The following is a 21772-nucleotide window of genomic DNA, read 5'->3' as shown; positions in this document are numbered from 1 at the left end:
AGGTTTTCCCCACCGGATTGCAAGTTTCAGACTGATTATAAGGCGTTAGCTTTCCCTTTCTCCGAAAAAACTGAAATATTTGCTTCCCTCGCTCTGCTGTTTTTCAGTCTTTTAAATTTTTCCCTGTGTTCGCCGGGTTAAGCCTTATCGCCAGTTTGATTTTATCGCTCGCCCTCTTGCCAATTCTGCTTCGACGTATTATATATTAATACATCTTAACAGATTTTTATTTTCATCAGCTTCCACGGACGGAAGCCGGAAATACCGCGTATCCTTCATGGATGATTGCGAATTTATCGCAGATACGGCGGATTGCCCTTGCAGGCAGTCGGCCTTTTTTTGTGTACGCGGAACGGTTTTCAAGGTGGAGTAAGTAGTGAGAATAGCAGCGCAGGGCATCAGCCAATATGCTGATAATTCTAAAAGATGGTCCGGAGAGACTGCGGCTGAAGTGGAAAAGGTGAAGGCACGCGTGACCACGCGTAAATTTGGCTTCAGTATAGGCAAACTCGGTGTAAATTTCACTGCAAAGGACCTCGAATTTGAACCGGACGAAGCTCAGAAAGCTTCGCGCGAGTTCCGATCAAAAACCTATCCCCGTACTCAGAGCGAAGAGCAGCACGTGCAGAATGTGTATCAGCAGTTAGCTCTTACTCAGACGGCTCTTTCTGAGGATTCCGCCATTTTTAAGCCCGGGAGTACCGGTTACATGAGGACCAGGGCTCTCAATGCCTATTCCCGACAGTCCGGTGCTCATAGTCATACGCCTCCGGGCAGCGCTCTCGGCAAAGTCTGATTCCAGTGAGTATCCTGATTGTAACAGAAAAATGTTTTTTCTGTCCCTTTTGGTGTTGTGTTTTTCCCTTTTCAACCCACGAGAATCATCAACACCTTTTCTCAAGATACCGTTCAGTCGCAGTAAGAATTTCAATGATGACTGATTTCTTCTTTAATATAAATTGATGGGTCAATCAATTGGTTTTGTAAAAATATCGCAACATTTCTTTTTGTATGTAATATATTCCTTTCATTAATATTGATTTCCGTCCATGGTTGCCCAGTTAAAGCTTGCCGGAACGGCAATTACATATTAGACAGCGGCTCACAAATACCGTAATAAGAAATCCCTTAGTATAAACATAAGCCGACGGTCCATGGAGGCCGCCGACAATTTTACATATGGCAAATTTAGATAAAATAAGAAATTTCAGCATCATTGCGCATATCGACCATGGCAAGTCCACTCTCGCGGACCGCATCCTTGAAATTACCGGGATGGTTTCCGAACGTGAGAAAAAGGACCAGTACCTTGATAAAATGGAACTTGAGCAGGAACGCGGCATTACTATTAAAGCCCAGACTGTTCGCATTCCATACAAGGCCAAGGATGGCGAGGAGTATATCCTCAACCTGATCGATACTCCCGGACACGTGGACTTCAGCTATGAAGTATCCCGAAGTCTGGCTGCGTCCGAAGGCGCACTACTGGTGGTTGACTCCACTCAGGGTGTGGAAGCCCAGACCCTTGCCAACGTATTTCTGGCACTGGACCACGATCTTGAAATCGTGCCCGTGCTCAACAAAGTGGATTTGCCCAGTACTGATTGTGAACGTGTGGCACAGGAAATTGAGGAAGTCATCGGATTGGATTGCTCCGACCCGCTCATGATCAGTGCCAAGACCGGGCTGAACGTGGAGGACGTGCTGGAGTCCATCGTCAAGGACCTGCCGCCGCCGGAAGGTGATCCTGATGCGCCGCTCAAGGCCCTGATCTTCGACTCTTGGTACGATTCTTATCAGGGAGTTGTGGTTCTGTTCAGGATTCTGGACGGTACTCTCAAGAAGGGTGACAAGATCCAGATTCACTCCACCGGACGAACCTTTGATGTAACCACTCTCGGTGTTTATACTCCTGAACCGCAGAAGACAAAAGTTCTTGCTGCCGGTGAGGTCGGTTTCCTTTGCGCCAGCATGAAGGAACTTAATGACGCGCCCGTTGGTGATACAGTTACTTTGGCTGAGAATCCGGTTGTAGATCCATTTCCCGGTTTTCAGGAAGTCAAACCCATGGTTTTCTGCGGTCTCTATCCAGTGGAACCTGCGGAATATGAACCCCTTAAGGGTGCTCTGGAAAAATTGCAGCTCAATGATACTGCTTTTTCTTATGAGCCGGAGACATCAACAGCTCTCGGATTCGGTTTCCGTTGCGGTTTTCTCGGATTGCTGCATATGGAAATTATTCAGGAAAGGCTTGAGCGTGAATTTCAGGCCAAGCTTATCGCCACCGCGCCTTCCGTTGTTTATCAGGCTAGGCTGAATAACGGCGATGTTCTTGAAATCGACAACCCGAGCAAGATGCCTGACGGCGGTGATCTTGAATCATTGGCCGAACCTTTCTGTCGCCTTGAAATTCACGTGCCCAACGAGTATGTTGGCGCGGTTCTCAAGCTTTGTGAGGAGAAACGCGGAATCCAGCAGGATATGCGTTACCTGACATCTTCAAGGGTTATCATTACTTACGAAGTTCCCTTTGCGGAAATTATGTACGACTTCTTTGACAAGCTCAAGTCGCACACCAAGGGCTATGCTTCCCTTGATTATGAAATTATTGATTACCGTGAATCGAATCTGGTAAAGCTCGACATCCTGATCAATACTGATCCGGTGGATGCTTTTTCAGCCATTGTGCATAAGGATTCCGCATACCCATTCGGACGTTCCCTTGCCCTCAAGCTGAAAAGAGCTATTCCGCGCCAGATGTTTGAAATTGTTATTCAGGCCGCAATTGGTCGCAAGATCATTGCCAAGGAACGAGTGGCCCCGTTCAGGAAAAACGTTACCGCCAAGTGTTATGGCGGGGATATTACCCGTAAGCGCAAACTTCTGGAAAAGCAGAAGGAAGGTAAGAAGCGCATGAAGAAGATGGGTAATGTTGAGATTCCGCAGGAAGCGTTCATGGCTGTTCTCAAGGCTGGCGAAGACTAGCAAAGCGCGGAACGCTCCGAGGTAAAACGATACGCCCTGCGTTAAACGCAGGAAACTATAAGGATATTAGATTATGAATCCCAGATGGCAGAGCACTGTGAAGGAATATATTGAAGCTCTTTTTATCGCACTCATACTGGCTCTTTTCATCCGAACCTTTATTGTGCAGGCCTTCAAGATTCCGTCCGGTTCCATGTTGCAGACCCTCCAGATCGGAGATCATCTGCTGGTAAGCAAATTTTCCTACGGCGTGAAAGTTCCCTTTACCGGGAAGGTTATCGTGCCCATGGGTGACCCGGAGTATCAGGACATCATTGTCTTTAAATATCCCGGAGATACCAGTAAGGACTACATAAAAAGGGTTATCGGCGTACCCGGTGATACTGTGGAGATCAAGAACAAGATGGTCTTCGTAAACGGTAAGGAGCTTAACGAGCCTTACGTGCAGTACACCGATACCACCCACGTTTCAACGCTGCGCGACAACATGCCGCCCCGGGTAATTCCCGAAAACGAGTACTTCGTAATGGGTGACAACCGCGATGGATCTAACGATTCCAGATTCTGGGGCAATGTTCCCAGAGAGAACATCTTAGGAAAGGCGTGGATTATCTACTGGTCTTGGGGTGGTCCCAAGACCGTTCGCTGGGATCGAATTGGTGACATCCTGCACTAATCGCCAGCAGTTGAAATCTGGATACATGAAAGCCCCGGTACATTTGTACCGGGGCTTTAGTTTTTTGTGCGGATACTGACTGATATTGGGTTAAGTCGAAAGAAACTAAATAATGTTATAGTTGAAATACTCAGCGTATAGGTGGTATGATTTAATTTGGAGGAAGTATGTTTTCAGCCTTTCGTTTCATCTTATCAGCTATATGTGGGGCTGTTCTCTTGTGCCTGCTTTCAGTTGCTCAGAAATATTTAATGGGCTGGCCTTTGCTTCCGCAATCATTTGCTGTTCCATTTGTTTTTGGTTCAATTACTGGTGCTGTTTTTTATTTATATACGTTGTTTGTACGAAGGCAGAGAAAGACAGAGGAATTGCTGGAAGCAAGGGAAATTCAGTTGAAAACAGTCTTGTCTGCCGCTCCCATAGGTATCGGGGTTGTGGTTGATCGTGTTTTTCATGAAGTTAATGATTTTTTCTGTGAGATGACTGGATATTCCAGAGGCGAAATGGTGGGCGTTTCCTCACGTCTTGTCTATCCCAGTGATGATGATTTTAATCGCGTGACTAAGTATAAGTATGCCCAGATAAGAGAAAAAGGTGCGGGCAGTGTTGAGACAAGGTTTAAACGTAAAGATGGGAGCATCATACACGTAATACTGAGTTCAAAACCCTTGGATTCTGATGACTGGTCCAAAGGAGTTTCTTTTACGGCACTGAATATTACTAAGAGAAAAGAAGCTGAAAATTCACTCTCAAGACGAATCGTATTTGAAAATCTGGTCAGTAAATTAGCTTCTGACTTTCTCAATGTGTCTCTTGATCGGATTGATGACGGACTGACAAAGGCTTTGGAGGATGTCTGTCGTTTTACCGGAGTGGGGCGGGCTTATATTTTTATTATGCGTGGTAACACTTCCATCTGTGATAATACGCACGAATGGTGTGCCGAAAAGATAGAACCGCAAATTCATAAATTACAGAATATAGATTTAAAGGAACCGGAATCTTTGCTCTGGAAAAAGCTTTGCAATTGGGAGCCATATTATATCCCGGATGTCTCTGCTTTACCTGACGATCTGCCGGATAAGCAGGTTCTGACAGCTCAGGGAATATGGTCTGTTCTCATTGAACCGATGTTTTTCAATGATCGACTCGTGGGATTTGTGGGCTTTGATTCTGTCTTAAAACATCGGCAATGGTCGGATGAAGATATCGATATATTGTCCTTGTTTAGTAAGAATATCACTTTGGTTTTAGAGCGGAAAAAAGTTGAGGAAAAACTCATCACGGCAAGGCTGGAGGCTGAAACCGCTAACACCGCAAAGTCAGAATTTCTGGCAAACATGTCCCACGAGATTCGGACTCCTCTTAACGGCATTATGGGGATGCTGCAACTGATGCACATAAGCGGGCTGAATCAGAAGCAGGAAAAGCATAATCATTTTGCAATGGAATCCTGCAAGCGGTTGACCCAGTTGCTGAGCGATATTCTTGATATTACCATGATTGAATCCGGTCATTTGAAGGTAGTGAATGCTGAGTTTGATCTGACTGATGTGCTAAATTCAGTTCACGCACTTTTTAAGCCTGCTGCTGTTCAGAAGAATGTTGATTTGCAATTCAGCATTTCAAAAGAAGTCCCGGACACACTGTTGGGTGACAGCAATAGATTACATCAAATATTTAATAATTTGATTGGCAATGCGCTGAAATTTACTGATGTCGGTGGAGTGTTTGTAGAAGCATATCCATTAAAAAGAGATCAGGCAGGAAAGCATAGGATTTTGTTTTCTGTTTCCGACTCGGGAATTGGTATAGAGGACAGCAAATTGGAATCAATTTTCAATTCTTTTACCCAGGCAGATGCCAGCAAAGCCCGCAGTTATGAGGGGGCAGGTTTAGGACTCGCAATTGTGAAGAATCTCTTGGGGTTAATGGGCGGGAGTCTTTCGGTTATCAGTGAAGTTGGTGTCGGGACATCTGTTTATTTCTTTCTGGACCTAGATGAGGCTGAGCAAGCAGGGGCGGTAGCTGAAACTTTGTGGGCTCCGGATAGTCATTCTATTAAAAAATTTAATGTTCTTGTGGCTGAAGATGAAAAAGTTAACCAGCTTACACTTAAGATTTTTTTGGAGCAACATGGCTGTAATGTCTCCGTTGCCGATGACGGGTGTGAGGTTATGGAGATTCTTAATGCCCAACAGGCGGTCTTTGATTTGATCTTTATGGATATCCAGATGCCGAAAATGGATGGACTTGAAGCTACTTCACGAATTCGGGCAGGAGAGGGCGGTGAGGCAGTTAAGGATATTCCAATTATCGCTTGCACTGCATATGCTATGGCGGGAGATAAAGAAGAGTTCACTTCAGCAGGAATGAATGGTTATCTGGCCAAGCCGACGCAATTTGGTGATGTTGAAAAGATCTTAATGAAATATTCAGAATAGCAATTTTTAATTCCCGTTGACGCCCCAACCTGCTCTGTTATTATTTAAGGCGATGAATTATCCCCGGCCCGCAGGAGGGTGGCCTTATGAAAATACTTACTGCTGGAAAGTTCACGCTGACGGTTTGTTTGATTTTGCTCGGTCTGCTGTTGGCGTTTGTGCCGGAAGCCTTTGCTGCTGCGAAGAGGACAGGCAAATGGTGGGAGGCTGTGACCCCTGAAGGTAAGCTTGTAATTATGGCTTTTGCTGTTGCGGGCATTGCCGTACTCATCGTTGTTTTTTCTGTGCTTAAACCCAATATGCCTGGTCGCGGGAAGTTTACTTTGGAGAAGTACGAGGAAGATCTTCGGGACAAGATTGACGGGCTGAAGGTGGATTTGCAAATTATAAGTGAGGCGGATTCCCCTGAGTTCCGTAAGGTGTCCGCAGCCATGAAAGAGGCTGAACAACGTTTGCTTTTTATTGAGTCCGGGTATGCTGACTCCTTAAGAGCCATTTCCAGTCTTGCCGAGCAATTGGAAATTTTGCGCGGTTGGGTTTCAGAGACTGAAATTGAATCTGCTGAATCAATGCTTGCTTCCGGTGATACCGGAGAAGCCCGCGCCATTTGGGGTCGGATTGCGAAAGAGTCCGGGGTGAAGAGAGAGGCCTATGCCCGCCGTGAGGCTGACGCATATTTTCATTTGGGATTGTTGGCCAAAAATGATCTTGATTATGATGAAGCCATGGACGCGCTGGTTAAGGGTATTGAGACCGGGAAGGTCGGGGTAGTACATATTTATGAGTCCGGAAAGCTGGCACTGATCACTGAAGATTACTGGCAGGCTGAAGCCCTGTTCAAGCAAGGGCTGGGTATGGTCTGTGATACTGACGAATGTAGCCGGAATATTATCAGTAAATGTCAGATTGGGTTGGGCGATGTCTTCATGCATTCGGATAAATTTAATGAGGCTCTGCCTCTTTATGAATCCGCGCTTTCGTCAGCAATTGACATTTACGGCGAGGAATCCGTTCCTGTGGCCGATGGTTGCACCCGAGTGGCCCTTTGCAAGGAAAAACACGGGGACCACGCAGAGGCTGCCGAACTTTGTCGCAGGGCTTTTGATACTTATTCCAAGCTGCTGCCGGATGAGCATCCCAAAGTGGTTGTTGCCCGTGAACGCTGTTTGGGTGTGTTGAATAAAAAACTTTGAAAGGTTCGCAAGTTGGCGTAACCTGTCCGCCATGTCACATGCGGATTCAATTACCCTGCTAAATCTAGAATTTAACTCCTCCTGCAACCTGCGTTGTCAGTGGTGTTCCCTTGATCACTCTAAGGAACGCAAGATCATGCCCCGTGAGGTGCTGGAAAAGGTGATGCAGGAGTTAGGAACGGGATCATTTAAAAATTTGCGGCGCATCGACCTGCACAACGGCGGGGAAACCCTGCTTCATCCTGATTTACCGGGAATGCTATCCGTGATCCGTCGTTACCGCCCATCTATCCCTTCTTCAGTTGCCATCGGTCTTTTGACCAACGGTATGTTGTTGACTCCGAAAGTTTCCGAACAAATCTGCCGCAGTAGGGCGGTTACGCAAGTCCGCTTCAGCATTGATGGCGGTTCTCCCGCAGCATTTGAGTCCATCCGCAAGGGTGCCAAGTGGGATGTGGTCCGGCGTAATGTGCAGGCTTTCATGGAGATTAACAGCCGGGCCAAGGAGCCGGTAAAAACTGAGATTATCTGCATGATCCCGGCAGAAGGATTGCCGGACGGCAAGATGGAACCGGAATTCAGCGCGCTCTTGCAACTGGCCGATAAGGTCAGTGTGCGTAATCCGCATAATTGGGACGGCAGTGTAGATCTCGGCGTTGACGATAGCGGATATCAGGTGATTGCCGAAAAACGTGTGGGTGAGGTCTGTTTTCTACTCCAGAAGAATCTGGTCATTCTGCCTGAAGGAAAAGTTACGGTCTGTTGTAACGATCTCAACGAACGTGGGGTATTCGGCTCTATTTTGGATAATAGTCTCGAAGAACTTGCCGCTCACCCCACCCGGTTGGAAATGATCCGGGCCTTTAAGGAAGGTCGCAAGGATGAGATTGAGTTGTGCCGCGGGTGTACCGGGTTTTATGCGCCTTAAATCAGAGGGGAAATAGTGTTACCTGAACTTCCATATATTACGCGATTCGCTGCAATCTCCGGTGGGCACGGTGGAAACAGACGAACAAGGCAGATGGCCTCTCTTTTTGCAGATATTGGAGTTGAGCTTGCAGATCTTTCTTCTTATACGCATAGTCCGGCAACCGAATTTACTTCTGCATTGTTTTCTGCTGATCAGGATTTTGACTCTCTTTATGGTTTTAACGGGCACATAGCTTCACAACTCGGTTTGGATAAGGTTTTATCTAAAGTCGTGGGGGGTGCTAATCTTAAAGGGGCAGTTGTAGATGATCCTGTCTTTTTCCCACTCACAGTACAGGTTCTTGCGGAAAGGAAGATCCCGGTAGTTTCAGTCATACACAATATTGAATCCTTTTTGCCTCGTTCTCTGCAAGTCAAAGCGCAATGGGATTTGTTTCAAGAGGAAGTGGATGTTGTGGCAAGCTCAGCTTTATGTGTGACCATTGCCCGCGAAGATGCATGGTTGCTCAGGAATATGGGCGCGGAATGTTACAATTATCCTTACTTTCCATCTGAAGAAAACGAAGCTCAATTGGCAAAAATCCGTATCGCCCGTCGCAAGTCAAAGAAAAAATTTTGTCTATGTATGGGGACTGCTTACAATCCTCCTACATTATTTGGGATGAAAAAATTGGTTAATAACTGGTCAACAATTACAGGAGGAAATCTACCTCTTGTGCTGGCTGGTTACGGTGTGGATCGTTTTTTTGATCGGGAGAATGTACCCAAAGCAGTTAATGTTGTTGGGGGAGTCGATGACGTCAGGCTTGAAGCCCTTTTGACTGAATGCAGTGTCTGTGTATTGCATCAGGATGTCGGCGCTGGGGCATTAACCAAAATCCCCGAATTATTGCGTGCCGGAATCCCTGTCGTTTCCAGCCAGCATGCCGCCAGAAGCTATGGCGGACGGGACGGGGTTTATGAGTATCAGGGTATGGCCGAGATTCCGCAATTATTGATGCAGGTTATGCAAAGAGATTGTGCTCCGCCATCATTGCTTAAAACGGACAGCAATCAGCTATTGAACCATGTGGCCGGGGTGTTTAAACTTTAGCCGGGTTTTATGCCCCTTAAACCCAAACATCATTCTCAGCAGTAAATTCCCCGTCTTTCGCATCCCCGGTGTTAACAACCCCGCGCGGTTCTATGAGCATGACTTTGCACTCTTCTGCTGCAACGGGCTTGTGCTCAACATTTTTGGGGATCACGTACATTTCACCTGCGTTTAGGGTTACTTTTCCGTCCCGGAAGAGGATATCCAGTTCCCCTTCAATGACCATGAAGGTTTCGTCCGTATCTTTGTGGTCGTGCCAGACGAATTCACCTTTCAGCTTGACCAGCTTGAATTGATAATCGTTCATTTCCGCGATTACGCGCGGGGACCAATATTCTTGGAATTTAGAAAGTTTGTCCTTGAAATTGATGGCTTGATACTTCATGGTGGCTCCCCGATTTAGGTTGATATTATTAGAAGTTTCCTGATGGTATACGGCTTCAGTTCGTTTCGCCAGTATGAAATTTAATCTCTCATTTGAACCTCACCGCATTTCCGGTTATACATTGAATATAAATTTCCTTCATCCCATGGAGAGAGCGTATGAAGTCTTTTAATGAGCAGCCCTTAAAAGAACAACTTGCTGATATAGAAACTGAAAAAAGAAAATATACCCACGGCGGGAATTTGCGTAAGCTGGCGGAACGGGCCGGATGTCCTTCTTCGGATATCGTGGATTTTTCAGCTAATATCAACCCGTTGGGGCCTCCTTCATGGTTGCAGCAGGAAGTGGGAAGGGCTCTGGCTGAAGTTGACCGTTATCCTGACCCGGAATGTTCGGAGTTAACCCTCGCGGCTTGTGAGAAATTTTCGGTCTGGCCTACGGAATGTGTGGCCGGGAACGGGGCTTCTGAACTTATTGCAGCCATTGCCCGTGTGGGTGGCTTCAAGCGGGCGGTGATTCCGGTTCCCTGTTATGTGGATTACGAAAGATCCTGCAAAATGGCCGGATTGAAGACTGAGCATATCCCCCTTGATCCGCAGCGCGGATTTGCCCCGGACTTTGATACCCTCTCATCTTTTCTCTCCGTATCTCCGGCACTGGTCTTTCTGGCTCAGCCTAACAATCCCACCGGGACTGCTTTTGATCCGGCGGAGCTGAAGGCTCTGGCCCGCAAGCATCCTGATTCCCGTTTTGTTATTGATGAATCCTTTGCTGATTTTGTTCCGGGTCTTGAGAGATTGGCCGGACAACGTCCTTCCAACGTGATCACCATTGTTTCCATGACCAAATTTTACGCCATCCCCGGTTTGCGGTTGGGGCTGGCCTTTGCCGCACCGGATATCATCATGGAGATCAAGAATGTGCTGCCTTGCTGGTCGGTGAATATTCTGGCCCAGAAGGTGGGGCTGCGCTGTCTGCGTGATGAGGAGTACGAGCGCAATACCATTGAAACCACTACCCGGTTGCGCGAAGAATTGGCACGGGGAATTTTGGAAGTTCCCGGTATCCGGGCCTTGTCTTCGCAGGCCAACTTCATGCTTTGTCAGGTGCAGCGGGTGGGTATGGATGCTTCCGGGCTGATTGAGCATCTTATCAAAAACAGGGTGGCGGTGCGTCATTGCGATAATTTCGACGGGCTGGATTCCACTTATTTTCGCATTGCAGTGCGTACGGAAGAAGAGAATCGGGTACTCCTTGACGGACTTCGTTCTTTTACCGGTATGGAGGTTTCCGCACCCAAGCCGGAAAAGACTCCGGCCCTGATGATTCAAGGCACCTGCTCTAATGCCGGGAAGTCCATACTTGCGGCAGCTTTTTGTCGTATCCTTTTGCAGGACGGTTATAACGTGGCACCGTTCAAGGCCCAGAATATGTCGCTTAATTCGTTCGTAACTGAAGACGGTCAGGAGATGGGCAGGGCGCAGGTGACTCAAGCCGCTGCCTGCAAGCTGGCCCCGGATGTGCGCATGAATCCGGTGCTGCTTAAACCGGGTAGTGACATCGGCTCGCAGGTCATTGTTATGGGCAAGCCGGTGGGTAATATGAAGGTCCAAAAGTATGTGCAGTACAAACCCACGGCCTTTGATGCGGTCAAGGAGGCCTACGATTCCCTGAGTGCGGATGCAGATGTCATGGTCATTGAAGGTGCGGGCAGTCCGGCAGAGATCAATCTCAAGCAGCACGACATCGTAAACATGGCTATGGCTAAGTATGCCGAGGCTAAAGTTCTAATTACCGGGGATATTGACCGGGGCGGGGTTTTCGCCTCCCTTGCCGGGACTATGGATCTTCTTGAACCTAAAGAACGTGAGTTGGTTTGCGGATTCTTGCTTAATAAATTTCGCGGGGATGCATCGCTTTTGACCCCGGCCCTTGATTTCACTCTCAACCATACCGGAAAGCCCGTGCTGGGAACTATCCCCTTTATAGGCAATCTCGGGTTGCCGGATGAAGATTCTGTTTCTTTTAAGGAAGATTTGAGGAAGTCCGGTTCAGAGGGTAAGCGTAAGGACTGCGTGGACGTGGTTTGTATTGACCTGCCGCGTATTTCAAACTTTACGGATATTGATTCCCTTAAAGGTGAACCTGACGTGAATCTGCGGGTGGTGGATAGGCCTGAAGATCTCGGTAAACCGGACGCTATCATCCTGCCGGGTAGTAAATCCACTTTGTCGGATCTTGCTCATTTGCGGGAGAGCGGGTTGGCTGATGCTGTGAAGGGGCTTCGTGATAAAACAGTAATCGTTGGAATCTGTGGCGGTTTCCAGATGCTGGGCCAGTTCATCAGCGACCCGGATGAGATAGAATCCGGTGGTTCTGCCGAAGGTTTGGGACTTCTTCCATTGCAGACCACCCTTGCCCCGGAAAAGACCCTGACCCGGACAAGAGGTATACATTCCCAGAGTAAGCAGGAAGTGGTGGGCTATGAAATCCATCACGGCAAGACCGAGCCGCTGTTGCCCACAGTGCGGGCGGCCATTGTTCCGCAGGGCATTACCGGAGGCGTACCGGTTTCTAAAGCGTTAGGGTTCGGAGCCAAGTCCGGTTTGATCTGGGGAACTTATCTGCACGGTATTTTTGATGCCGATGAATTTCGGCGTTGGTTTGTGGATTCCCTGCGAGAGCGCAAGGGACTGCCCAAATTAGGCCGGGTGCAGTCGGTTTTTAATATGGAAGAGAGTCTTGACCGCCTTGCTTCCGTGGTCCGTGAAAATGTGGATATGAATACGGTCTATACTGCTTTGGGGCTGAAAAAATAAGAGATTTTTGTTGCAGTTAGTTGCTGCTGTTTTCCGAAATGGTGTATGCTCATTTTTAATCTATACGTCTTCTGATTCTGGGAGGAGTTAATGAGTAAGATAGAGTGGCACGACGGCCTGAATCTGGGAATTAAGGAAATTGATGAACAGCATAAGGCTTTGATCGGTATGGTTAATGAGGTGCTGGAAGCTTTTGAAAAAGGTGAAGAAGATGCTTCTATAGACAGTCTGCTCAGCAAGCTGAAAGAGTATACGGTTTATCATTTTAACGCCGAAGAACAATATATGGAGAAAATTGGCTATCCTCAGATTTCCGAGCACCGTCAAAAACATGCATCTCTCAAAAATAGTGTAAAATCATTACAGGCTGCTCGTTTTCATCAAGAGCAAATATCTGCGCAGGATATTAAAGAGCTGCTTACCAAATGGCTGGTCGAGCATATTTTGCGTGTTGACTACCATATTGTCGAATTTGTGAAGCAGGGTGGAGCCAAAGATTGGTCCGAGAATATAAAGGATTGAGTTTACGGAAGAACCGTCTTGATTTAAGTGAAGCAGCCCTGCGTCTGTGGACGCAAGGGCTGGCTTTTAGGGGCTGAATGATTCTAATACTTTGATGATATTGTTGCGCATGGCCCGGTCTTCTGATCCGTAAATTCCGATTATGACATAGGCTTTATTTTTTAGACATCCGTAGCCAATGATAACTGTAAGCTCTTCTTCTTGCAGGGTTCCTGTATATTCCTTGAAATTAATTTCAAAATTTTGGTTCAGCGGTTTTAAGCTGCTCAATGTCGTTCCCTTGCCGGAAGCAACAAAGGGAATTTCCGCATTAATTTCATTTTCCATAATCTCCACGATGTCAGGGATGGAAATTTTTTGGCCCATGTTGATGCGCAAAGCGGTTATATTCATTCGCTGTTGGGGATCGCTGACATTTATTTCCGGTCCGTCACCTGTCTTGCTCTGTGCTACTTCCCATTCTTGCGGAACTTTCAAGTTCATGCCGTAGTTTATCGATTTAAATTCTGTTGAAGCATGGGCTGATTTAACAGCTGAGAAATTGCTGCAAAAATGTTCATTCGCAGCTGGGTGCGAGCTAAGTGTCGTTAGGGTAAAGGTTAGCCAAACGATTGCGATTATTCGGCAGAGGGCTGATGCTTTGATGAGGTAAACTTTCACTTTAATGATCCTTTGAATTATTTAAGCCGTCTGTTTCCATTCTTAATATAAATACGGTTTGCGGGAATGGCAAAAGTAATCATTTCTGGGATTAATCATGCTGAAAAAGGTCAGCAGTTTTGTCCGCCACTTGCTTTGAAGGTCTAAACCGGATATCTAAAAGTCGATTATTAATTTAAATACCAATTTTTACTGTTGGAAGTTCAATGATAGCACAAGTTTCCTGCGCCGCCCTCATGGGTATTGATGCATTTAAAGTTGACCTGGAAGTTGATTTGACCCGGCAGGGCATGCCCGCATTTACTATGGTCGGTCTTGCCGAGGGCGCGGTCAAGGAGAGTAAAGAGCGTGTTTTTTCTGCGCTCAAGAATAGCGGTTACCGCATCCCGCCTTCACGCATCACTGTAAATCTTGCTCCGGCGGACATCCGTAAGGCCGGATCTGCATATGATTTGCCTTTGGCGACGTCATTGCTTGGGGCTGCCGGAGTAATTGAGCAGTCCGCGCTTGAAGGCTGGTTTTTGGCCGGGGAACTTTCTCTTTCCGGCGGGGTAAAGCCTGTGCACGGAGTTCTGCCTTTGGCTATCGAGGCTAGGCGCAAGGGCGCGAAGGGATTGATTGTCAGTCCTGAAAACGTCAATGAAGCCGCAGTGGTGGAAGGACTTTCGGTGTACGGGGTGCCGACCCTTTCGCAATTGGTAAATTTTCTTATTGGTGAGGAGAATCTTGAACCTGCCACTGTTGATACTGACTTGCTCTGGTCTGGACGGGAATCATTCGGTCTGGATTTTTCCGAGGTCAAAGGGCAGGAGCATGCCAAGCGGGCCATTGAGATTGGCGCAGCAGGTAACCATAATCTACTTTTTGTAGGTCCTCCGGGCAGCGGCAAGACCATGCTGGCCCGGCGTATTCCCACGGTGCTTCCTCCGCTGGTTTTTGAGGAAGCATTGGAGGTGACTAAGATCTATAGTGTTTCTGGTCAGCTTGAGCGTGATAAATCGCTCATGGTCACCCGTCCGTTTCGCGCTCCGCATCATACTATTTCCGATGCCGGACTGATCGGAGGCGGTGCTTACCCTAGGCCCGGTGAGGTTTCTCTTGCTCATCGCGGGGTTCTATTTCTTGATGAGTTGGCGGAGTTTAAGAAAAATGTGCTCGAAGTTCTGCGGCAGCCTCTTGAAGGTGGGGAAGTTACCATTTCCCGCGCAGCCATGTCTCTTTCATATCCAGCGGATTTTATGTTGGTTGCGGCTATGAACCCATGTCCCTGCGGCTATCTTACTGATGAACGGCACGCCTGCACCTGTTCCGCGCAAGCGGTTAACCGTTATCGTTCCAAGCTTTCCGGTCCGTTGCTGGATCGTATTGACCTTCAGATTGAAGTTCCGGCGGTGGAATATAAGGATCTGCGTGATTCCTCCGGGCTTGATTCCGCTTCCATGCGTGCAAACATTGAGCGGGTGCGGGAAATTCAGACTGAGCGTTACAAGGGCATGAGTATTCTGACCAACAGCGAGCTTTCCGGTTCATCGCTGGAGAAATTTTGCAAGATAAGTGAAGCAGAGCATAGCTTTTTAGAACAGGCTGTGCGCAGTTTGGGACTTTCCGCGCGGGCATATACTCGAATTTTACGTATTTCGCGAACCATCGCCGATCTTGCCGGTGCGGAGATGATTCAGGTTCAGCATCTGGCTGAAGCTATCAATTACCGAAGTATGGATAGGCAGAGCTGATTTTAAAGGCAATCAGGGTTATTCTATGAAAATGGAAATGTTGTTTTTGACCTATAATTGTCATCTTTCTGCTGTTGCCAAGTCCGTCTTGCTGTAATATTACCTACCCTGCTGGTTATTTCAGGGAGGGGTAATGAAGCCGGTAATGAATGCTTGTATTGTGCAACAGGAACTTTGGAATCAAGTTTTTTCAGAGTCCGAGTGCTATTTCGGGGAACAGCCAAGTGCGCTTGCGCAAAAGTCGCTTGAGCTTTTCCGTGAAAATGATGTCTGTTCCGTGCTTGAGACCGGATGCGGTCAAGGGCGCGATACGTTTCTTTTTGCCGGAGACGGATTAAAAGTTACAGCTCTTGATTATTCCAGCCGAGCTGTTGACGAGATTACCGCCAAAGCCTCATCTTCCTCACTCACTTCCTACGTTGATCCTCGCTGCTTCGATATTCGCAAACCGCTTCCTTTTGAATCTGAATCTTTTGATGCCTGTTACTCTCACATGCTGATGTGTATGGAGTTGACCATGGCTGAAATTTCCTGCGCCCTGAGTGAATTACACAGGGTCCTCAAGCCTGGCGGCCTTGCTGTTTATTCAGTACGTTCTATTTTTGACCGCCATTACCGTGCCGGGGAACATCTGGGCGAGAATCTCTATGAGGTAGGAAAGTTTGCGGTCCATTTTTTCAGTGAGGATAAACTGAAAGGGCTTGCTAGCGGTTTTAAAATCAAATCCATTGAGCGGGTCGAAGAAGGGGCACTGCCGCGTGATCTCTTTTGTATTGTGATGGAGAAATGCTCCACCCGTTACGCGCCTACCTTTGAATCATGTTCCTATGGAAAAAGGCGTGCTGATAAGGTGCCGTTTTCCCGTAACCGGGCGCACTATCATTGCCCCGGCGGTACATGATAGCCTCCTTGCGTTTCAGTTGAAGCGCCCAAAATTATTTCCAAAAAAAAGTCTGACCAAAAGGTCAGACTTTTTTTAGATTAAATCTAGTTGTTTTCTAGAGCAGTTCTTTCAGGTTCGGCACAATTGAAGGAACTTTCTTTTTGTAGTCCATGTATTCCTTGCCGAATATTTCTTCCAGAACGGCTTCTTCTTCCGGGATATGGTGTAGGAATTTGTAGTAGGCCACAAAGCACATTCCAAAAAGCAGCCACGCCTGAGTTGCTATGGCGCTTCCGGTGAAGATGAAGGCAATCCATGCGAAATAGAGCGGGTTGCGAACTATGGCGAAAGTACCGGTGGTTTCCAGTCTTTGTTCGGCTACTGCTTTTTTGACTGTTACCCCGGATATGAAAAGAAAAGCGATTCCGATTCCCAGAAGCATGCCGCCCAAAATATTGAACGCCGCACTGGGTAGAAAGGTCATTAAGAAAAATCTGGGAAAAATCAGGGTAATGATCAATGCCGCAAGGCCGTAGATAATTGTGGGCCTGAAGATTTTCAAGCCGACTCCGAAAACACTCATTTTGCGTTCTTCCATAATCTGCTCCGCTCTTTTACGGTTGATATCAGCACCGTTGCATTTGCACGTGAATAGAATACCTGACAGCATCATATTCCAACAGTTTCAATAAAAGAGCAACAAAAACCGTTTGTTGAGTGTTATTCTTTTTTGAATAGATATACGTGGCACATGTCTGTAAGTTCGGTAAAAGTTTGATTCAAGTCCGGTTCTTCCCCCTCCAAATAACAACGATGCATAGTTTCCTCTATGGCTCCGCTGACCAGCCTTGCCCCGAGGTTAATGTCTTTGATCCTTGTATTTTCTTCGCACCTTAACAGAATTTCCGTTATTCCGTCCTGCAAGGATTTAACTATGCTGCGGTCCAATTGAGCCATGTGAGCTTCCCTGTTTTTCAGGGCCAGCATTTCGCGGTGTAGTTCTGTTGAGAGAGTGTGGGCTTGTTTGGCCGTATCGATTATGTATGCTGTGATTTCACGGGTTTTTTTATTATATGGAGCGTTTTGGGCAAAATTTCCGTACACCCCTTTGGTTATGCTGGCTGCATATGCTTCACTGACCTGATCCAGAAGGTCATTTTTGTCTTTGAAGTAGCTGTAAAATGAACCCACTGATACTTTGGCTGCGTTTGCTATTTCGGTGACTCCTGTCCCGTGGAATCCCTTCTCGGAAAATAGTTTCATTCCGGCAACAATGATCCGCCTTTTCTTTTCTTTGCTTCTTTTCTGGATCGGTGCTCTGGTCATGATTTCCCCGTATTTTATAAATATACTTTATGAATATAAATTCATATTCATATTGTCAATAAATATGAAACTAGTTTCATATTCAAATGAATTAGGGCACTGAAAATAAGAAAAGCCCGGCACTCAAAAGTACCGGGCTAATAGTCACAAGTTTATAAAAATTATGCTGACCCAGAGGGATTGGGCAGAAATTTGATGTCAATTTCCTGTTTCAATCCATTCATGAACTGGCGGAATTCCCTTTCCTGATGCGGACTGTAGCGCAGCATGAGGATTCCCTTGAAGCGGTCAGCAATAGTGAAAAGGGCAAGGTTATCTACAGCTTCCATAAGAAACCGGAAGATTGCAATATCAGAAGGTGCAATCTGAATATACATGCGGCTGGAATTCTCCGGCGGCGGTGGCAGGGGACGCGGACGCGGTTTTCTTTTTCTACGGGCCATTTAGAATATATTACTTCGTCCCATGCAAAGAGGCGAAGCCCTAATAAAAGGTTTTGGGATTCTTAAACCCTTTTGCAAAAGGGTTTAAGGCCCCCGGCAAGGGCGCCGGAGGCGTCATAAATATAAATGCGCTTAGCGCGTCAACTAAAGTATCTTATATCCGTCTTCAGTGATGAGCACCATGTATTCCCAGCGGATACCGCCCCAATCGGAGTAGTAGAGACCGGGCTCGATGGTGATGATCATGCCCGGCTTCAGTTCACCTGAAGCAATGGGGCTTACACTGGGCGGCTCATGTGTTTCAAGGCCGATACCGTGTCCGAGCGAATGGGTAAAGTACTTTTCGACCCCGTATTTTTCAAAAACAGCCTTGGCTGTGTGATAGGCATGCTGAATGGGCAGGCCGGGACGCAATACTTTGATGGCTTCCATCTGCGCTTCCTGAACCTGATCGCGGACAGTGAGAAAACGGTCCGAGGGAGTGTCACCTACCCAGAAAGTGCGGGTCTGGTCGGAGCAGTAATCGTTTAAGCGTCCGCCCATGTCGATGAGCACCAGAGATCCGTCCTCGAGCTTGTCATTGCCGGGGATGGCGTGGGGCAGAGCTGCGTTAGGGCCGATACCTACAATAGAAGGAAAGGCCAGTTCGGATGCGCCGTTGTTGCGGAAAAGTTGTTCAACATCCCAAGAAATTTCAGCTTCAGTGCGACCGGGAACAAGCTTCGGCTCAAGCAGCTCGTAAACCTTGTGGTTCAGGGCGCAGGATTCTTCCATAAGTTTTATTTCGTCTTCATCTTTTATCAGACGCAGATCTTCCACCAGCCCGGAAACCGGTTTCAGTTCACAAAGCTCGGTGAGCTTTTCATGTTCAAAGATATTAATGGATTTGGGATCGTATGAAATTTTTTTGAGGTTATTGGATTTAAAAAAATCGCGCAGGGCGTCGAATTTTCGCCCGGAATAAATGAAAATATCTTCTTCTTTCCAGACCTTGCGGGCTGCATCGTGGTAACGGGGATCAGTGAGCAGAAAATCTCGCCCATCAGGATCAATGACCAGCCAGCCAGCTGTTTCATTGCACTGGGGATCGTGAAGTTCAAAGCCGCTGAGGTAGTAGCGGTTGGCTGCGAAGCTGACCAGAAGAGGAGGGTGTCCGCGGTCTTTGAGCCGTCTGCGAACATTCTCCCGCCGTTGTTCATAAGTGGCGGTGGAAATTGTCATGTGCTTTAACTGATCCTGTATGTGGTTTCCGGCTGTCCGTTAATCATCCGTTCAGCCCATTCTACGCCCTGCATTACGGAATGATCCATGTTTGAAACTTCATATTTCCAGCCGCCGAAACGACCACGGGAATAGATGTTCATGGATTCAAGCGCAGGCTGTAAAACTTTTAACGCTTCATCGCGTTGCAGGCAAGGGATGGGATAACCGTAATCCACATTTATTGACCAGCGGGAGATAATATCTTTGCGTTCGTCTTCATTAAGCATGGTGGTGTTAATCAGTCCGTCTTCCACATGCTGGATTATGTTGTTCTTATCGATAACTTTGTCATTGGAATATGAGACTTCACACATGAGTGCCCGCCCTTTGCCGGGTTCCGGGGTGTTGTTGGGAGAGTAGTTATGGAAATTGGTAACCCTGTAAAAGGGATTGTTGTCTTCAGGGAAATACATCCAGCAGCGTGAATCAGGCTTGGAGCTGGAAAGTCCAATTCCAGCCACAACTACGCTATTATGCTTGAGAGATTTTGCCGCGTTCACGAGTTGCGTGGGCGGATTAGTCAGCCAGCGGGAAGCAAGGATGTCGATGGGCCCGGTGTTTAGTAAGTATTCATATTCAAAAGAATTACCTTTTGAATCAGTTACGGTTTTGTTTTTCTGGTCGATGGAAGAAACTTGGGTATCATATGTAATATGATCGGCGACAGTTGCGGCAAGCCTTTTAAATATAGTTCCAGTACCGCCTTTGAGGGGAAACTTGAATTTGTTGTTCGGTCCCCATGAAAGGTGGTCCCGTTCAAGCAGAATATTTTTAAGCACTGAACGCAGGTCGATCACACTTACCCGTTCTCCGATCCATGAGAAAGACATCTTCTCAGGCTGGGTGGCCCATACCTTATAATTATAAGGCTCCATAAAATATTTTGCGATCCCTTTGCCGAAGACAGAGTGAATCCATTCAAGAAAGTTCTCAGGTGTTTGTTCAGAACGCTCGCCGGGCAGAAGTCCGCGAACACATTCCCATTTTTCCTGATTGGGAAGATGGCGGATGTTGTTCTGAAAAGGATAGGGCACCCAGCTGTTGAGTACGCGGACCCAGGATTCACGGAGATGCTCGGTGTAATTACCCTGTAAAAGCTCTTCAATAAGATTGTCATAATAGTCGTAGTGGGAAAACATCACGTGGCCGCCAATGTCCCAGGTAAAGTCTTTTCTATCGGTAAAACTTGAAGCCAAACCTCCGGGCCAGGAATTTTTTTCCAGCACGAGGAACGATTTTTCACCAAGTTCGGAAAGTCGACGGGCTGCTCCAAGCCCCGTGGGACCCGCGCCAATTATGATATATCTGCATTTCATCGCTTTAACTCCGCAACATAAAATTTGAATATGCCGTTACAGAAGCAAAGCCTATGCCATCTGACTTATTTCGAAATGATGAAAGGAAATCGTACTGTCACCGATCTTTCTTTTGCGCGTAACAGGTTTGTAACCAAGTTCGGATAGACCATTGCACAACGATAGAAAACGGACGCGGTAAAAGTGAACTGAGTCTGAAATTTAAATTCCATTTTTGGAGGAAAAAGATGAAAAAAATTATTGCTCTCGTTGCTGTGATGGTGATGGCTTTTACAGGTTCTGCATTTGCAGGATCCATTCAGGTTAAAGGTTCTACCACTGTTCTGCCGCTCATGCAGAAATCCGCTGAAACTTTCATGAAAGCCAACCCCAATGTCTCCATTTCTATTTCCGGTGGTGGTTCTTCCAACGGGGCTAAAGCACTGATCGACGGAACTACTGATGTTGCCATGATGTCCCGTGACATGAAAAGCAGCGAAATTCAGAAAGCAACCGACAATGGCCGCAAGCCTTCCCAGTTCATTGTTGCTCTTGACTGCATCGTCCCTGTTGTGAATCCCGGTAACCCTGTTTCCAGGCTCAGCAAGGATCAGCTCTGGGGTATCTACACCGGTAAAATTACTAATTGGAAAGAGCTTGGCGGTGCAGATTCAAAGATAGTTGTAATCTCCCGCGACACTTCCTCCGGTACCTACGACTGCTGGAAAAGCAAAGTAATGAAGAAAGACGGTAAGAAACACCGCGTATTCCCCGGTGCTCTTCTTCAGGCATCAAACGGTGCAGTTGCACAGGCTGTAGCCAAGAACAAGAAAGCTATCGGTTACGTTGGTCTTGCTTACCTGAATAAAGAACTCAAAAGTGTTGTTGTTAACGGTGTCGGCGCATCAGTTGCTACTGCTAAAGACGGTTCCTACCCCATTTCCCGTGGCCTGAACCTCTACACTCCCGGCGCACCCAGCGGTGAAACCAAAGCTCTTATTGATTACATGATGAGCCCCGCAGGTCAGAAGCTTGCTGCTGATACCGGTTTCATTCCCGTAAAATAGTACAGGCTTTCCGGAAACTCCGGGTCCGACATAAGAATAATGTCCGGGGGGACTT

At 47.1% G+C, this 21772-nt stretch carries 19 protein-coding genes; 12 read left to right on the top strand and 7 right to left on the bottom strand.

Features of this window, described 5'->3' with window-relative positions; translation table 11 throughout:
• Positions 1 to 376 precede the first annotated feature (376 nt).
• The 7 genes from D0S45_18535 (at position 377) to D0S45_18505 (ending at position 9321) form a co-directional block, all read left to right on the top strand.
• Positions 377 to 796, top strand: coding sequence for a hypothetical protein (locus D0S45_18535; protein TIH12335.1), 420 nt, complete (start codon positions 377 to 379; stop codon positions 794 to 796).
• A 383-nt stretch (positions 797 to 1179) separates the two neighbouring features.
• Positions 1180 to 2985: an elongation factor 4 gene (locus D0S45_18530; protein ID TIH12334.1), complete on the top strand. Its 1806-nt coding sequence runs from the start codon at positions 1180 to 1182 to the stop codon at positions 2983 to 2985.
• A 73-nt stretch (positions 2986 to 3058) separates the two neighbouring features.
• Positions 3059 to 3661, top strand: coding sequence for a signal peptidase I (gene lepB / locus D0S45_18525; protein TIH12333.1), 603 nt, complete (start codon positions 3059 to 3061; stop codon positions 3659 to 3661).
• Between the two features lie 167 nt (positions 3662 to 3828).
• Positions 3829 to 6105, top strand: coding sequence for a response regulator (locus D0S45_18520; GenBank protein TIH12332.1), 2277 nt, complete (start codon positions 3829 to 3831; stop codon positions 6103 to 6105).
• 86 nt (positions 6106 to 6191) lie between these two features.
• Entirely contained in the window at positions 6192 to 7298 is a 1107-nt protein-coding gene (locus D0S45_18515; protein ID TIH12331.1) for a tetratricopeptide repeat protein, read from the top strand.
• A 31-nt stretch (positions 7299 to 7329) separates the two neighbouring features.
• Positions 7330 to 8226, top strand: coding sequence for a radical SAM/SPASM domain-containing protein (locus tag D0S45_18510; protein ID TIH12330.1), 897 nt, complete (start codon positions 7330 to 7332; stop codon positions 8224 to 8226).
• A 93-nt stretch (positions 8227 to 8319) separates the two neighbouring features.
• Positions 8320 to 9321 carry a glycosyltransferase gene (locus D0S45_18505; protein ID TIH12329.1) on the top strand — a complete coding sequence of 334 codons (1002 nt, stop codon included), beginning with the start codon at positions 8320 to 8322 and terminating at the stop codon, positions 9319 to 9321.
• Positions 9322 to 9337: 16 nt separating this feature from the next.
• Here the strand turns inward: D0S45_18505 and D0S45_18500 are convergent, their stop codons facing one another.
• Entirely contained in the window at positions 9338 to 9706 is a 369-nt protein-coding gene (locus D0S45_18500) for a cupin domain-containing protein (GenBank protein TIH12328.1), read from the bottom strand.
• Positions 9707 to 9864: 158 nt separating this feature from the next.
• On the opposite strand from D0S45_18500, the gene D0S45_18495 reads away from it, so the two are divergent.
• Complete coding sequence (locus tag D0S45_18495) at positions 9865 to 12525, top strand: cobyric acid synthase (GenBank protein TIH12327.1); 2661 nt, start codon at positions 9865 to 9867, stop codon at positions 12523 to 12525.
• A 90-nt stretch (positions 12526 to 12615) separates the two neighbouring features.
• A complete protein-coding gene (locus D0S45_18490; protein ID TIH12326.1) occupies positions 12616 to 13047 on the top strand; it encodes a hypothetical protein in 432 nt (143 codons plus the stop codon).
• A gap of 66 nt (positions 13048 to 13113) precedes the next feature.
• Here D0S45_18490 and D0S45_18485 read toward each other — a convergent pair whose 3' ends face one another.
• Complete coding sequence (locus D0S45_18485; GenBank protein ID TIH12325.1) at positions 13114 to 13530, bottom strand: hypothetical protein; 417 nt, start codon at positions 13528 to 13530, stop codon at positions 13114 to 13116.
• Between the two features lie 383 nt (positions 13531 to 13913).
• Here D0S45_18485 and D0S45_18480 point away from each other — a divergent pair, with 383 nt between their 5' ends.
• Positions 13914 to 15440 (top strand): ATP-binding protein, encoded by a 1527-nt coding sequence (locus D0S45_18480; protein TIH12324.1) that lies wholly within the window; start codon positions 13914 to 13916, stop codon positions 15438 to 15440.
• 133 nt (positions 15441 to 15573) lie between these two features.
• A complete protein-coding gene (locus D0S45_18475) occupies positions 15574 to 16341 on the top strand; it encodes a class I SAM-dependent methyltransferase (protein TIH12323.1) in 768 nt (255 codons plus the stop codon).
• Positions 16342 to 16438: 97 nt separating this feature from the next.
• On the opposite strand, the gene D0S45_18470 is transcribed toward D0S45_18475, so the two are convergent.
• From D0S45_18470 to D0S45_18450, 5 genes are all read right to left on the bottom strand, one after another.
• Entirely contained in the window at positions 16439 to 16921 is a 483-nt protein-coding gene (locus D0S45_18470) for an isoprenylcysteine carboxylmethyltransferase family protein (protein TIH12350.1), read from the bottom strand.
• A 122-nt stretch (positions 16922 to 17043) separates the two neighbouring features.
• On the bottom strand, positions 17044 to 17649 hold the full coding sequence (locus tag D0S45_18465) for a TetR/AcrR family transcriptional regulator (GenBank protein ID TIH12322.1): 606 nt from the start codon (positions 17647 to 17649) through the stop codon (positions 17044 to 17046).
• Positions 17650 to 17810: 161 nt separating this feature from the next.
• Complete coding sequence (locus tag D0S45_18460; protein ID TIH12321.1) at positions 17811 to 18092, bottom strand: DUF4911 domain-containing protein; 282 nt, start codon at positions 18090 to 18092, stop codon at positions 17811 to 17813.
• Positions 18093 to 18236: 144 nt separating this feature from the next.
• A complete protein-coding gene (locus tag D0S45_18455; protein TIH12320.1) occupies positions 18237 to 19313 on the bottom strand; it encodes an aminopeptidase P family protein in 1077 nt (358 codons plus the stop codon).
• A 5-nt stretch (positions 19314 to 19318) separates the two neighbouring features.
• Positions 19319 to 20671, bottom strand: coding sequence for an amine oxidase (locus tag D0S45_18450; GenBank protein ID TIH12319.1), 1353 nt, complete (start codon positions 20669 to 20671; stop codon positions 19319 to 19321).
• Between the two features lie 227 nt (positions 20672 to 20898).
• Between D0S45_18450 and D0S45_18445 the strand changes: the two genes are divergently transcribed.
• On the top strand, positions 20899 to 21717 hold the full coding sequence (locus D0S45_18445; GenBank protein ID TIH12318.1) for a PstS family phosphate ABC transporter substrate-binding protein: 819 nt from the start codon (positions 20899 to 20901) through the stop codon (positions 21715 to 21717).
• Positions 21718 to 21772 lie beyond the last annotated feature (55 nt).

Source organism: Marinifilum sp. JC120, from assembly GCA_004923195.1.
Taxonomy (GTDB): domain Bacteria; phylum Desulfobacterota; class Desulfovibrionia; order Desulfovibrionales; family Desulfovibrionaceae; genus Maridesulfovibrio.
The sequence above is the reverse complement of the archived record's forward strand: the minus strand, read 5'-3'. Positions and strand labels throughout refer to the sequence as shown.